General features: G+C 66.4%; 13 protein-coding genes. 4 read left to right on the top strand and 9 right to left on the bottom strand.

Features of this window, described 5'->3' with window-relative positions; all coding sequences use genetic code 11:
* Positions 1-4: 4 nt before the first annotated feature.
* A complete protein-coding gene (locus tag IEX33_RS09905; RefSeq protein WP_377089418.1) occupies positions 5-1060 on the bottom strand; it encodes a YeiH family protein in 1056 nt (351 codons plus the stop codon).
* A 113-nt stretch (positions 1061-1173) separates the two neighbouring features.
* On the opposite strand from IEX33_RS09905, the gene IEX33_RS09900 reads away from it, so the two are divergent.
* The 3 genes from IEX33_RS09900 to IEX33_RS09890 are packed head-to-tail and all read left to right on the top strand — an operon-like array spanning position 1174 to position 4565.
* Positions 1174-2730, top strand: coding sequence for a circularly permuted type 2 ATP-grasp protein (locus IEX33_RS09900; protein ID WP_066275748.1), 1557 nt, complete (start codon positions 1174-1176; stop codon positions 2728-2730).
* A 60-nt stretch (positions 2731-2790) separates the two neighbouring features.
* Positions 2791-3717: an alpha-E domain-containing protein gene (locus tag IEX33_RS09895; protein WP_066275749.1), complete on the top strand. Its 927-nt coding sequence runs from the start codon at positions 2791-2793 to the stop codon at positions 3715-3717.
* On the top strand, positions 3714-4565 hold the full coding sequence (locus IEX33_RS09890; protein ID WP_174174509.1) for a transglutaminase family protein: 852 nt from the start codon (positions 3714-3716) through the stop codon (positions 4563-4565). The genes IEX33_RS09895 and IEX33_RS09890 overlap by 4 nt, the downstream gene beginning before the upstream one ends.
* A gap of 49 nt (positions 4566-4614) precedes the next feature.
* Here IEX33_RS09890 and IEX33_RS09885 read toward each other — a convergent pair whose 3' ends face one another.
* The 6 genes from IEX33_RS09885 to glgC all read right to left on the bottom strand — a co-directional run bounded on the left by IEX33_RS09885 (position 4615) and on the right by glgC (position 9963).
* Positions 4615-5268: a hypothetical protein gene (locus tag IEX33_RS09885; protein ID WP_188729743.1), complete on the bottom strand. Its 654-nt coding sequence runs from the start codon at positions 5266-5268 to the stop codon at positions 4615-4617.
* Positions 5265-5870, bottom strand: coding sequence for an RNA polymerase sigma factor (locus IEX33_RS09880; RefSeq protein ID WP_188729740.1), 606 nt, complete (start codon positions 5868-5870; stop codon positions 5265-5267). The genes IEX33_RS09885 and IEX33_RS09880 overlap by 4 nt, the downstream gene beginning before the upstream one ends.
* A gap of 152 nt (positions 5871-6022) precedes the next feature.
* The gene (locus IEX33_RS09875) at positions 6023-6283 is read right to left on the bottom strand and encodes a hypothetical protein (RefSeq protein WP_229675314.1); all 261 of its coding nucleotides are present in this window, start codon (positions 6281-6283) and stop codon (positions 6023-6025) included.
* A gap of 267 nt (positions 6284-6550) precedes the next feature.
* On the bottom strand, positions 6551-7018 hold the full coding sequence (locus IEX33_RS09870) for a pyridoxamine 5'-phosphate oxidase family protein (protein ID WP_188729736.1): 468 nt from the start codon (positions 7016-7018) through the stop codon (positions 6551-6553).
* A 15-nt stretch (positions 7019-7033) separates the two neighbouring features.
* Positions 7034-8485, bottom strand: a complete 1452-nt coding sequence (locus IEX33_RS09865; protein ID WP_188729734.1) for an SDR family NAD(P)-dependent oxidoreductase — start codon at positions 8483-8485, stop codon at positions 7034-7036.
* Between the two features lie 71 nt (positions 8486-8556).
* Positions 8557-9963, bottom strand: coding sequence for a glucose-1-phosphate adenylyltransferase (gene glgC / locus IEX33_RS09860; protein WP_188729733.1), 1407 nt, complete (start codon positions 9961-9963; stop codon positions 8557-8559).
* Between the two features lie 102 nt (positions 9964-10065).
* On the opposite strand from glgC, the gene glgA reads away from it, so the two are divergent.
* Positions 10066-11271: a glycogen synthase gene (glgA, locus tag IEX33_RS09855; RefSeq protein ID WP_104187191.1), complete on the top strand. Its 1206-nt coding sequence runs from the start codon at positions 10066-10068 to the stop codon at positions 11269-11271.
* A gap of 94 nt (positions 11272-11365) precedes the next feature.
* Here the strand turns inward: glgA and IEX33_RS09850 are convergent, their stop codons facing one another.
* Positions 11366-13477 (bottom strand): acyl-CoA dehydrogenase family protein, encoded by a 2112-nt coding sequence (locus tag IEX33_RS09850; RefSeq protein WP_188729731.1) that lies wholly within the window; start codon positions 13475-13477, stop codon positions 11366-11368.
* Positions 13478-13582: 105 nt separating this feature from the next.
* Entirely contained in the window at positions 13583-14167 is a 585-nt protein-coding gene (locus IEX33_RS09845; protein WP_377089472.1) for a TetR/AcrR family transcriptional regulator, read from the bottom strand.
* Positions 14168-14301: the final 134 nt, after the last annotated feature.

The raw sequence follows: 14301 nt of genomic DNA, 5'->3' as shown, positions 1-14301 counted from the left end.
GTGGTTATCCGGCGATCAGCAGGGCCGCCGTCAGCCCCAGGACGGCGATCAGGAACCACGACGCCAGTGCCGCCAGCAGTGCCCGCCCGCCTGTGTGCAGGAGTGTCCGGATCCTGACGGCGGACCCCAGGCCGAAGAGCGCGGCGCCCAGCAGGATGTCCTGCAGTGCCGCCCCCGCCTCAAGCCAGCCTTCAGCCACCCAGCCTGTGGAGCGGAGGCCCACCATCGCCACGAAGCCCAGGACGAACAGCGGCACCACCGGCGGCAGTTTCGCGTTGTCGCGGTCCGCGGGGTTCTCCGCCCGTGGCGCGAACCGGTGGTGCGCACCGGCCAGTGCCGCCACCGGCGCCAGCAGGAGTACCCGGGTGAGCTTAACGACGACGGCGATGCCCAGTGCCGCTGTCCCCGCGGTTTGCGCCGTGGCTACCACCTGGCCCACATCGTGCACGGAGGCGCCCGTCCAGGCGCCGAACACGGGCGCGCTGAGCTGCAGGGGATGGGCCAGCAGGGGCAGGACGCCGATGGCAAGGGTCCCGCAAAGCGTCACGAGCGCCACCGGCAGGACGGTGTCCACGTGCCGGATCCTGCGGACGGCGGCCATGGCGCCGATGGCGGAGGCACCGCAGATCGAGAAGCCGGTGGCCACCAGCAGCGAGGTCACCGGCGGCAGCCGGAACAATCGGGAGATCAGGTAGGTCCCGCCAAAGCTGGCCGCCACCACGGCGACGATCAGGACCAGCGCCAGCCAGCCCAGTCCCAGCACGTCCATGATGCTGACTTTCAGGCCCAGCAGCACGATGCCGCCGCGCATGAGATGCTTCCCCGCGAAGTCCAGCCCCGGCCGCGCCCTGCCGGCTGTCCACACCCCGGACGCGGGAAGGTTGGCGGCCAGCACGCCCAGCACCACTGCCAGCGTCATCGCGGGAAGAGCGGGAACCAGCCGGTGAACCAGGAACGCGGCCGCCAGGGCGACGGCCGCTGTGGCCAGGCCAGGGAGAAGCCTCCCGGGCCGTCCGGGCAGGTCCGGACCGGGCTTGCGGAAGGATCTGCGGACTGGCACTCACCTACTGTGCCGGAAAAGAGGCGCAATGCACGAACCAGGGCACCGGCGCCAACACGCCAGAATGGATGGCAGTAATGAATTCGAAACAAAAAGATGGTTGGCTATTGGACATGTCAGACCTATTCCAGGATTACTCCGTGGCCGCCGGCCGGTCCGGAGCCTACGACGAGATGTTCGCTCCCGGGCAACAGGCCCGGGACTCGTACGGGCAGGTGGCGGACGCCCTCCGCAAGCTCTCCCTTGCCGATGTGAGCGCCCGCGCAGATTCCATGGCGCGTACCTTCCTGGACCGCGGTGTGACCTTCGACTTTGCCGGGGAGGAGCGCCCCTTCCCCTTGGACATCGTTCCCCGGGTCATTCCGGCGGGGGAGTGGGACGTGCTGGAGCGCGGCGTGGCCCAGCGTGTCCGCGCGCTGGAGGCCTTCCTCAACGACGTGTACGACAAAATGACTGTCGTGGCCGACGGCGTGATCCCCCGGCAGCTGGTCACCACCAGCGCGCACTTCCACCGGCAGGTCCACGGGTTTGAACCGGCAGGCGGCGTCCGTGTCCACATTTCCGGCATCGACGTTGTCCGCGACGCCGCCGGGACCTTCCGCGTGCTTGAAGACAATGTCCGGGTTCCCTCCGGCGTGAGCTACGTCCTGGAGAACCGCCGGGCCATGGCCAAGGGCCTGCCTGAGGCGTTCGGCCAGCAGCTCATCCGGCCGGTCGAGGAATACCCCCGCCGCCTGCTCTCCGCCCTGCGCAAGACCGCACCCTCCGGCGTCGACGATCCCACCGTGGTGGTCCTCACCCCCGGTGTGTTCAACAGCGCCTACTTCGAGCACACCCTCCTCGCGGGCCTCATGGGCGTGGAACTCGTGGAAGGCCGCGACCTCATCTGCCGCGGAAACCGCGTCTACATGCGCACCACGGCCGGCGAACAGCGTGTGGACGTCATCTACAAGCGGATCGACGACGATTTCCTGGACCCGCTGCAGTTCCGCTCGGATTCCATGCTCGGTTGCCCGGGCCTCGTCAACGCCGCCCGGGCAGGCGGCGTGACCATCGCCAACGCCGTGGGCAACGGCGTCGCGGACGACAAACTGGTCTACAGTTACGTCCCTGACCTCATCCGCTACTACCTCAGCGAGGAACCCATCATCGCCAACGTGGACACATACCGCCTGGAGGAGAAGGAAGCCCGCGAATACACCCTTGACAACCTGGCCGAACTGGTGGTCAAGCCGGTGGACGGCTCCGGCGGCAAGGGTCTGGTCATCGGACCGGACGCGTCCAGGGACGAACTCGATGCCCTCCGCCAGCGGGTCATCGCCGATCCCCGGGGCTGGATTGCCCAGCCGGTGCTGCAACTCTCCACGGTCCCCACGCTGAGCGGGGACAAGTTCGGCCCCCGACACGTTGACCTGCGGCCCTTCGCAGTGAACGACGGCGACAACGTCTGGGTGCTCCCGGGCGGGCTGACGCGCGTGGCGCTCAAGGAGGGGTCGCTGATCGTGAATTCCAGCCAGGGCGGCGGATCGAAGGACACCTGGGTCCTGGCGGATTCGCCCCAGGTACCGGTGGAAACCGTGCCCCGGCCCTCCATTTCCGTCCGGGAACGCGTCTCGGTATGGCCGGTGGAGAGCAACTGGCGGGACCGCCAGTCGGAGCAGCAGCAGTGAGCCGGGCCGTGACCTGGCAGTTTCCTTTTCCAGTTTCGGGCACGCAGGAGGTAGCCGCGAATGCTTAGCCGTATTGCCGAGTCCCTATTCTGGATCGGCCGTTATGTGGAACGGGCGGACGGCACAGCCCGCATCCTCGACGTCCACCTCGAACGGCTCAACCACCTGCCCATGGACGAGCGCAAAAGCGTGGCCCAGGAACTCCTGGCCGTCATGGGCGCACGCCCGCAGAGCGAGGACTTCGGCCTGCCCGAGCTTCTCCACGCCCTGGCCTATGACAAGACCAGCGCCACCTCCATCGCAGGGTCCCTGGGGGCCGCGCGGGAGAATGCCCGTCGCGCCCGGGAAACTGTCTCCTCGGGCCTGTGGGAGAGCCTGAACACCACCTACTACGGGCTGAGCCAGCACCGCAAGGACGTGGTGGGGACCTACCGGTTCTGCAACTGGACGCTGGAACGGACCGCAATGGTCAGCGGCCTGGCGGACACCACCGTCAGCCATGACGAAAGCTGGCTTTTCCTGGTGCTGGGCCGCTCCCTGGAACGCGCGGACATGACCGCCCGCATGCTCTCCACCCGGGACGTGCTGTCCGCCGGGATGTCCTGGGTCAACATGCTCCGCTGCGCCGGGGCGTACGAGTCCTTCCTGCGTACCCGCCGTGCCGCCTTCGGCGACCAGCACGCCGCCGAGTTCCTGCTGCTGGACCGGCTCTTCCCAAGGTCAATCGTCTATGCCCTGAGGGACGCAGACGAGTGCCTCGCCAAGCTGGATCCCTCCGCCCAGCGGGTCGGCTTCATCAACGACGCACGGCGGATCGTGGGCCAGGCGCGGACCTTCCTTGAGTTCCACCGGACGGATGACCTGATGTCCGAGCTCCCGGAGCACATGGAGCGCGTGCAGAAAGCCGTGGCGCAGGCGTCGGACGCCATTTCCCGTAAGTACTTCAATCAGGCGGATGAACTGGCCTGGGTGGGAGAAGTTTCATGACCCGGCTGAGCATCGTCCACAAGACGGCCTACAAGTACAACAAGCGGGTCACCCTGTCCTACAACGAGGCCCGGATGACCCCGCTCACCGATTCCCAGCAGGTGGTGCTGGAATCGGTGGTCAAGGTTTCGCCGTCGCAGGCCGCCGTCAGCACCTACCGAGACTACTGGGGCACCCGGGTCACGGCGTTCGACATGCAGATGCCGCACGACCACCTCGAGGTGGTTTCCAACATCACGGTGGAAGTCCACCGCGCCGAGAAGATCCCGGCCGAGGCGGACATTGCCGGCTGGGACGTCCTGGCCTCGCCGGAAACCCTCAACACGTTCAGCGACTGGCTGCCGCAGTCCAGGCTCAGCGGCCCGGGGGACGAAGTGCTGGGCATCATTCCCGGTGTGGTGGCCGGGAAGAACCCGCACGAGGCCGCCATGGCCGTGTTTGAGTGGATGCGCGGCGAGATGACCTACATGTCCGGTTCAACCGCGGTCACCACCAACGCAGAGGAGGCATGGGGCCAGCGCCAGGGTGTCTGCCAGGACCTGGCGCACCTGGCGATCGGTGCGCTGCGCAGCTGCGGTATCCCGGCACGGTACGTGTCCGGCTACCTGCACCCGCGGTCCAGTGCCGGCATCGGCGAGACAGTGGCGGGACAGTCGCATGCCTGGCTGGAGTTCTGGGACGGCGACTGGCGCAGCTGGGACCCCACCAACCACAAGCCCGCCGGCGACTTCCACGTCACCGTGGCCCGGGGGCGGGACTACCGTGACGTGCCGCCGCTGAAGGGCATCCTGTCCGGCGGTGGCGGTTCCGCGCTGAGCGTCAGCGTGGAGATCACCCAGCTCGCCTGACCGGCAGCCCTGTGGAGCCGCGCGCTTGCTCAGGGCTTCTGGAGAGTTCCTAACTTTCCAGAACGGGGATGCCCAGCCGGGAGCAGACATCGGCGGGCCCCGGTATCACGGCGACTGTGTTGTCCACGACGCAGGCCCTCAGTTCCGGGACGAAGTGCCCGGGACCGAAGGTGTTGGGGAAAGCAGTGGCGGGGTTGCCGTGGGCATCCGTTACGGTGCCTGTCGGGGCGGGAGCCGGGGCGGGTTCCTTGTAGCCCGGCGGAATAAGGTCGTCAGTGATTCCCCCCGGGTTCATCAGCCCCTGGTCCCAATTGAAGGCGCAAAGGCCCACAGGGTCCGCAATCTGCTGTTTTCCTGCCTGGGGGTCACCCTGCCGGGCTGCGGCGTCGTAGTCGAACCCCTCGTCCATGGCCCCGGCAAGGAGATAGGGCTGCATCCTGTCTCCGGGGGAATGGGGGGAAGGGTAGGTGGCGGTCAGGTCCGCGCGGTAATAGCACCGGATGTCGCGTTTGTCCTCAACCGGCGCGAAGGCCACGTAAGCTACGGCCGCCGTCGAGCCTGCCAACGCAAGGCCGGCCAGGGACAACGCCATCGGCCTGCGCCACGACGGACTGCGGCGGGGCTGGGCCGCGGCTTCACGGACCACCGCGTCCCGCGCAGCCTGGCGGGTTTCCGCAGGATACTGGATGTCTGAAAACTTCATGACTGCCTCGATTCCACAGGGTTGTTCTGCTCCCGCCGGAGCAAGGGTGAGACCGCAGCGGCGGCCCGCAACTTCTTCTTCGCCCGGTTCACGCGGGATCGGATTGTTCCAACGCGTACGTGGAGGGCCTCCGCTGCCTCCACGTACGAGCAGCCGTTAACTGCACACAGCAGCAGCGCATCCCGTTCGCCGCCGGTAAGGTCCGTAGCGCCCTCAAGCAGGTCCTTCACCAGATTTTCCGCATCCACGCGGGCCGCAATTGCAGACGAAGGATCGGCCTCCACAGCAGCGTGCGGCAACCTCCTCAGGAACTGCTCGTGCCGGCGCACGGAGCGGGCACGGTTCCGTGCTGAGTTGGTGGCTACGCCGAGCAGCCACGGAAGGAGCGAGTCCCGTTCCAGGACCAGCCGGCTGCGCTGCCGCCAGGCCTCCAGGAACGTGATGGAGACGAGGTCTTCGGCATCCTGCCAGGACCCGGTCCGGCTCAGGCAGTACCGGAATACGGCATCTGCATAACGGTCAAACAGCCCGCCCAGTGCTTCTGCCTCGCCCTGAATGCACCTGTCCCACAGTTCCGCATCTGTTCCCCCAAGTTGTTCCATACCTCATAGTGTCCGGGAGTCCGCAAAAAGTTCCCTGTCACGTTCTTTGGCACAACCCTGAGCGGGTTCGGCAGCGTGACGATCCTCGTGGCGACGGAGGCCGGGCCGCTACCGCGCAGCACTCCGTCTGGGCTGTTGCCATAGGACAGGCGCTAGGACCCTGTATGGAGGACCGAGCCGCCCAGGTTCTTCTGGATGAGCTTCGGGTCCTCGCTGACCACGGTCCAGTTCTTGCCGACGTTGACCGCGCGCTGCCCAACCGGCCTCCAGAAATCCAGTTGCGCCTCCAGATGGACGTCGTCGGTGTAGATCGCAAGGTAGGTGAACTCGCTGCAGCTTGCGGAGGAGGCAGAGAATTTGGAAGGAGGGGTGTCCAGCACCAGCTCCTGGCATACCATGCCAGCGGATTCCACAGCTTCCTGCAAGTCGTCTATCGACTCATAAATTCCGCCGTCTTCCGGCGGGGGCGTGGCGTCAGAAGTAGAGCATGAGGCCAGGAAGAGCACAAGGAGAGCTGCGGTTGAGCCCGCAGTGAGTCGGTTCATCTCTGGTCCCCATTCAGAATTGCCGCCGTCACCCCAGCCTACGTCGCCACACTCACGCGCCGCACGTTCAGGGCATCCCCGCGTACCTTCCGCTGGCTTCCCCGTTGGGATGCCGGCCGGGGAAGTGCGGCGGTTCTACTCCTGGGCAGTCTTGATGGCGCCGCTGAGCTGGGTCCACCAGGTCATGGGTTCCGTCACCCTGAAGCGGCGGCCCGTGATGGTGTCCGGGGTGATGCGGACGAACACGTCCTTCTTACCCGCCTGCCACGGAAAGAGGAAGAGCTGCGTGGTCTCCAGGACCTGCTCCGTGCCGGTGACGACGGCGGCCGTCCCCTTCACCACCACGCTCCAGGCCAGTCCGGTGTCAGGATCCACTCCGTCGGCTTCCACGGCCACCGCAGCGTCTTCCGAGGCTCCGGAGAGCTTGGTTCCTTCGCTCGTGCGGAACACCAGGGTGCCGCCGTCCACCGTGTAATTGATGGGGAAAATATCCGGACGCCCCGCGACCAGGATGGCCAGCCTGCCGACGGACACGTTCCGGAGCATGGCCCAGCACTCGTGGTGTTCAAGATTCTGTACTTCAGATATCGGTTCGCCGCTCATGCCGCGAGCTTACCCTCACCAGGGGCTGGGTTTGTAGTCCTTGAGGAACACCCCGTACTGGTCTTCGCCGTTCTCGCCCATAACGATGGGATCGTAAACGCGGGCGGCGCCGTCCACGAGGTCCAGGGGTGCATGGAAGCCTTCCTCCATGAGCCTGACCTTGGTGAAGTGCGGACGCTCATCGGTAATCCAGCCCGTGTCCACCGCGGTCATCAGGATGCCGTCGCTGTCCAGCATCTCCTGGGCGCTGGTGCGCGTCATCATGTTGAGCGCTGCTTTGGCCATATTGGTGTGCGGGTGGCCGGGGCCCTTGTAGGCGCGGGAGAACTGGCCTTCCATCGCGGAGACGTTCACGATGTACTTACGCCGGGCAGTGGAGCGCTTCATGGCGGCGCGCAGCCGGCTCACCAGCAGGAACGGTGCCGTCACGTTGCAGAGCTGCACCTCCAGCATTTCCAGCGGGTCAACCTCGTCCACCACCTGGGTCCAGCTGTTAATCGTGGCCAGGTCCGGAACCAGGCCGCCGGCGTCGATGGCCGTTCCGGAGGCAATCCGCTCCAATGATGCGGAACCGGTGGACAGCGCCAGGGACGTGATAGCGTCTCCGGCCAGGACAGGGTGCTCGGTGACGCTGCTGGCCAGCGCCAGGGGGTGCTTGTCGTGCGCGTGGCCGAATGTCACCAGTTCAGGGCCGCCGTTGGCCTGCTCCAGGGCTGCCGGCAGGGGCTCGTCCTCGGCGTCCACCAACGGCTTGTAGGCATTGCCGGACCGGCGGACCGTCTGGGCCGCATTGTTGATGATGATATCCAGCGGCCCGGCCTCGGAGAGCGAGTCCGTCAGGGCCATGACCTGGGCGGGATCCCGCAGGTCGATGCCAACAATCCGGAGTCGGTGCAGCCACTCGCCGCTGTCCTCCATCGCGGCGAACCGGCGGGCGGCATCCTTGGGGAAGCGGGTGGTGATGGTGGTGTGGGCGCCGTCGCGCAGCAGCCGAAGTGCGATGTACATACCGATTTTCGCCCGCCCGCCGGTCAGCAGGGCGCGGCGGCCGGTCAAGTCGGTCCGCGCGTCCCGCTTGCTGTGGCTGAACGCGGCGCACTCCGGGCACAGCTGGTGGTAGAAAGCGTCCACCTGCGTGTAGTGCTGCTTGCAGATGTAGCACGGGCGCGACCGGATGAGGTGTCCCGCGACTGCGCCCGTGGCCGAGGTGGCCAGCTTGTTGCCGCGGGTCTCGTCGTCGATCCGGTCGGGAGCGGCGGTGGCGGTCTGGGCGAGCACGGCCCGGTCCGCCTCGGAAATCAGGTCACGCTTGGTGACCCGCCGGTGCCTCTTGACGGCCTTGAACATCTTCCCGGTGGCGCGCCGCACGGAGATGTAGTCCGGGTGCTCCTCGTCGTAGGCGTGGATGGTGTTCAGGACCTTGAGGCAGGCCTGGATTTCCTCAGGGGTCAGATCGGGGGAGCTCATTGGACCGATTTTACAGCCTGGGACACTGCCGGCCGCACCTGTAGAGGCGGGCCGGCCCTGGGGACCTAAGGCTAGATCCTGGCCCCCGGTGAAGCGTCGGCGGCAGCCGCGGCGTGCGTCTCGGCCACCCTGTCCACGGATTCCTGCAGATCCGGGTGCTGGCCTGCCGCCGCCTTGACCGCATTCGGGACAAGGTGGAGGTTCCGGGCAGCAAGCTGCCGCTCCTCGTCAGAGGGTTCGGGAACGGTCTGCCCCTTGGCCAGGACCGTAATGCCGGACTCGGTGACCTTGAAGCCGCGGGCACGGTCCAGGTCCGCGTCCAGCCCGATCGCAGCCCCTGCGGGCACCTTGACGTTCTTGTCGATGATGGCCCGGTTGATAACGGCGCCCGCGCCGATCTGCACCTTGTCCATCAGGACGGAGTCGATAACCCGGCTGCTGGTGGCCACGTAGACATCGTTGGAAAGGACAGAGCCCTCCACGATGCCGCCGGAAATCACCACGCCGCTGGAAACGATCGAGTCCAGCGCGGTGCCCACCGTGTTGTTCTGGCCGCGCACGAACTTTGCCGGCGGGGAGATGCTCTGCCTCGTGTAAATGGGCCACTCGGAGTTGTAGAGGTTGAAAACCGGCAGTGGGGAAATGAGGTCCATGTGGGCGTCGTAGAAAGAGTCGATGGTGCCCACATCCCGCCAGTAGGTGCGGTCACGCTCGGTGGAGCCGGGGATGTCGTTGAGGGTGAAGTCGTACACATCGGCTTCGCCCTGGTTGACGAAGTAGGGGATGATGTCCCCGCCCATGTCGTGCTTGGTGTCCAGCCGCTCGGCGTCCACGTGGAGCGCGGCCACCAAAGCGTCGGCGTCAAAGACGTAGTTGCCCATCGAGGCCAGGAACTGCGAGGGATCGGCGGCGAGGCCCGGAGTGCTGGAGGGCTTCTCCACGAACGCCGAAATCTTCTGCGGGTTGTCCTGGTCCACCTCGATGACGCCGAACTGGTCCGCCATGTGCAGCGGCTGCCGGACAGCGGCGACCGTTGCCTTGGCGCCGCTGTTGACGTGCTGCTCCACCATCTGGGCGAAGTCCATGCGGTAGACGTGGTCGGCACCGACCACCACCACGATGTCCGGGTTGGCGTCATGGATCAGGTTCAGGGACTGGTAGATGGCGTTGGCGCTGCCCAGGAACCAGCTCTTGCCCACACGCTGCTGCGCCGGCACCGAGGCGACATAGTTGCCCAGCTGGGTGGACATGCGCCAGGTCTCCGAGATGTGGCGGTCAAGGCTGTGCGATTTGTACTGCGTCAGCACAACAATCTGCAGGTAGCGCGAATTCACCAGGTTGGAGAGCGCAAAGTCAATCAGGCGGTAGCTCCCGGCGAAGGGTACAGCAGGTTTGGCCCGGTCTGCCGTCAGTGGCATCAGTCTGTTTCCCTCGCCACCCGCGAGGACAATGGCCAGGACTTTTTTGTTCAACGGCATGATGGTCGCTCCTGTACGCCTTCGTAACTCCCCAAGACAGTCCGGTACGCCCGGACCCCTTCACACTAGAACAGTTAAGCGGGAAGGACTACCTTGGGTCTTGTGCGAATAGACATTGTGACCAAAGAGTTCCCGCCGGAGATCTACGGTGGCGCCGGAGTCCACGTGGCCGAATTGAGCAGGGTGCTTAGTAAGCATGTTGACCTGCAGGTTCGTGCTTTTGGGGCTCCCCGCGATACCGACTATCATGGCGCCGCCGTAACGTCCTACCAGGTGCCGGAGGACCTTGGCGGAGCCAACGCCGCGGTCCAGACCCTCGGGGTGGACCTGCGGATTGTGCCGGACGTGGAAGGCGCGGACCTGGTCCATTCGCACACCTGGTACGCCAACATGGCAGGGCACCTGGCATCCCTGCTGCACGGTATCCCGCATGTCCTGAGCGCCCACAGCCTGGAGCCGCTGCGGCCCTGGAAGGCGGAGCAGCTCGGTGGCGGGTATGCGCTCTCGTCCTGGGTGGAGAAGACCGCGTACGAGGCAGCCGCAGCCATCATCGCGGTTTCGGAGGGCATGCGCCAGGACATCCTGCGCAGCTACCCGGACGTCGATCCCGAAAAGGTCCGGGTGGTCCACAACGGCATCGACGTCGAGATGTGGCAACGTGACGAGAATGACGACGCCGTCCGCGCCCTGGGCATCGATCCCGCCAAGCCCAGCGTGGTCTTTGTGGGCAGGAACACACGCCAGAAGGGCGTGCCCTACCTCCTCCGCGCAGCGGCCAAGCTGCCGGCTGACGTTCAACTGGTCCTGTGCCTGGGCGCCGCGGACACTCCCGAACTTGCTGCCGAAACGGCACGCCTCATAGAGGAACTGCAAAGCCAGCGGACCGGCGTCGTGCTTATTGAACGGATGCTGCCGCGCCACGAGCTCATCCAGGTGCTCAGCCACGCGACTGCCTTCGCCTGCCCCTCCATCTACGAGCCGCTGGGCATCGTCAACCTGGAGGCCATGGCGTGCGGCGCAGCGGTGGTTGCCAGCGCCACCGGCGGAATTCCGGAGGTGGTGGAGCACGGCCAGACAGGCCTCCTGGTTGACCTCGAGCAGGTCACCGACGGCACCGGAACGCCCCTCGATCCCGAAAAATTCGTGACCGAATTCGCCGCAGCCCTTACCGAGGTGGTCTCCGACCCGGAGCGCGCCCGCGCCATGGGCCAGGCAGGCCGGCTGCGTGCCGAGAAGCACTTCTCCTGGGAATCCATTACGGAAACCACGCTCGAGGTGTACCGCTCCGTGCTTCCGGCCCGGAGCTAGCGAACCTATGTGAAGGACTGCCTCATGACGACGACGGCGCCGCTTCCCTCGCAAGGGGAGCGGCGCCGTCGTCGTTCATGGCGCCAGGGGACGGTCAGTTCCGCTTGGCCGCGGCGGTCCTGGCCAGCAGCACCTTCTCGTCCACCGGGGCCTGGCCGCTCGCCCGCTGGCTGCGGAAGTAGGCCCGTGCCTCGTCCTGCCGTTCTTTCTCGGCGCCTGTGGCCACGGCGGCGCGCACATGGTCTTCACCATAACCGAACGCTTCCACGAGGTCCAGGGCGTGCGGCCGGATCTTCACCAGCAGCCTGTTGATGTATTCGCCCACTGTGCGGCCCCGCTGCATGGAGAGGCGCCCGTTCATGAGGTACCAGGACAGGTTCTTCTCGATCAGCGACAGGCCGAAGAGGTCCCGCAGCCAGGTCAGGACCATCCTGGTCCCGGGATCTTCCACCTCGCGGAGCGCGTCCGTGAAGGCCTCCCACTGCAGGAGCTCGGCGTGCGCCTGCGCGGCGTCGATGAGTTCGTTCTGGTGCCGGTTGAACAGCGCGGCGCCCTTCTCCTGCGAGAGCCTGTTGCTGCCCCGGAGCGAGCCCGCCGCCTCCGCCACCATGGTCTGCACCCGGTCAGTGAGCAGCGCGCGCTGGCCCGCCTCGTCGCGGAGGGCGATGGCAGCCCGCTGCACCGAACCGGTGTCGGCCATGAACTGGGCAACCTGGCGCAGGCCGGTCCGGTGGATCGCGGCGCCGGTGGCCTGGCCCACCACGTAGCGTGCCATGACGCCGAAGTCCACGTTCCGGAACTCCTTGGCGTAGTCAGCCAGGAGACGCTTTGCCACCAGCTGCAGCAACACCGTGTTGTCACCTTCGAACGTGGCGTAGACGTCCAGGTCTGCCCGCAGTGAGGCGAAGCGGTTTTCGATCAGGAAGCCGGCGCCGCCGCAGGCTTCCCGGCATTCCTGCAGGGTGTCCAGCGCGTGCCAGGTGCTCAGGGCCTTCAGGGCGGCAGCCAGGGTTTCCAGGTCCTGGCGGTCCTCGTCCGTGTCGTGGGCGCCGGAGAAGACGTCGTCGAATTTCTCCAGCAGTTGTTCGTGGGCGAATCCGGCGGCGTAGGTGGTAGCGAGCCGCGTGAACAGGCGCCGCTGGTGCCGCTGGTAGTCGAGGAGGACTTCCTCGTCTGTATGAGAAGAGGCGTTGAACTGGCGGCGTTCCGTGGCGTAGCCGATGGCCGCTTTCAGGGCCACTTTGGACGCCGCCACCGCAGCGCCGTCCAGTGATACCCGTCCCTGGACCAGTGTGCCGAGCATGGTGAAGAACCGGCGGCCGGGACTGGCAATGGGCGACGAATAGGTTCCGTCAGGAGCAACGTCACCGTAGCGGTTGAGGAGGTTTGTCCGGGGGATCCGGACGTCGGTGAAGTGCAGCCGGCCGTTGTCGATGCCATTGAGCCCGCCCTTGATGCCGTCGTCCTCGCCCCCGATTCCCGGCAGGAAGTCCTTGGTCTCCGGATCCCTGAGGTCCACGTAGAAGGCATGGACGCCATGGTTTACTCCGCGGGTGACCAGCTGGGCGAACACCACGGCGCCCAGTCCGTCGGTGGCCGCATTGCCGATGTAGTCCTTCCAGGCGGCGCGGAAGGGGGTGTGCACCACGAACTCCTCCGTGGCCGGGTCATAGGTGGCGGTTGTCGCAATGCTGGCCACGTCCGAGCCGTGTCCCGTCTCGGTCATGGCGAAGCAGCCGGGAATGTCCAGGTTCATGATGCCCGGAAGCCACCTGGCATGGTGTCCGGCAGTGCCGAGGTGCATCACGGCAGAGCCGAAAAGTCCCCACTGCACCCCGGCCTTGATCTGGAGCGAGGGATCGGCCACCACAAGCTCCTCGAAGCCGGCGATGTTGCCGCCGTGGTCGTCGGAACCGCCCAGCGCTGCCGGGAATGCGCGGTGGACGGCTTCATTCTCCACCAGGTACCGCAGCTGCCCGAACACCCTTTTTCGGTGCTCGGTGTGCGTCAGGCCCTCGATCTTGTGGAGTTCGGGGCGGGCGGCCAGCTCCCGGGCCTGGAGCCGGACATCGGCCCACTTGCCCAGCAGTTGCCGGCCCAGTGCTTCCACGTCGACGGCGGGCTGGGCCCGGGAAGGGCCCGGTGCCGGTTTAGCGGCGGCGGGGCGCTGCCCCTTGCCGGCTGGACGGTCCACTACTTCAGTCATGTCAATGTCCTTCGTTGGTGCTGACAGTGCTTATTGCTACGTGGTTTCGGGTGGTTGGTTGCGTTGGCTGCGGGTCGAGCTGTTGGTCCGGCGGGCAGTGCGGGGTCATCCACGTGCCGACGGCGAGAGTTCGGGGGCGATGCCCACGCACAGCCAAGCCGTGATCTGCCGTGCCATCGCCTCCTGGCCGGGCTTGGCAGGGGAGTCCGGAGTGCTGAGCCATTGTTCCCCGGCGTTCCTTACCAGTCCGATCGCCGCCTTGGGCCAGTAGCCGATGACCGCCTGCTTGCCGTCGCCCAGGTGCGACCTCATGGGGGTGGCGATCATGTCGGCCACGGCGTCAAAGAAGTGCCCGAGGGCCCCGGACACTGCGCCCGAGGATACCTCCGGGTCGCCGCTGCCGTACCGGGTGACGAACGTGTAGACGTTAGGGCTGGTGTCCGCCATCTGGAGGTAGGCGGAGACCATGGCCAGGAGTCCTTCGCGCGGAGTGTCCGCGTTCTGGGCGGCTTCCTGGATCCGGCGCTGCATCTGGCTCAGGACAACTTCGCCCACCGCCTGCTGAAGCCCGGCCTTGTCACCGAAATAGCGGTAGAACACGGACTTCGAGGTGCCGGCGGCGGCAGCGATCTCTTCCATGGAGGCGTCGCTGCCCAGCACGTGCACTGCTCGCCGTGCGGACTTGATCAGCTCCCTGCGGCGTTCCTCCCGGTGGCTCTGCCAGCGCGAAGAGCGCCCGTCCGGGCTGCCGGGTGCAGGCGGCCCGGCTGGGCCGTTGTCGTGGTTGTTCACGATACCCAGCGTATCAGGTACGCTGGGTATCG

Origin of the sequence: Pseudarthrobacter scleromae, from assembly GCF_014644515.1 — a bacterium.
Taxonomy (GTDB): Bacteria; Actinomycetota; Actinomycetes; order Actinomycetales; family Micrococcaceae; genus Arthrobacter; species Arthrobacter scleromae.
Note: the sequence above shows the minus strand (reverse complement) of the source record. Positions and strands in the feature narration are given on the sequence as shown.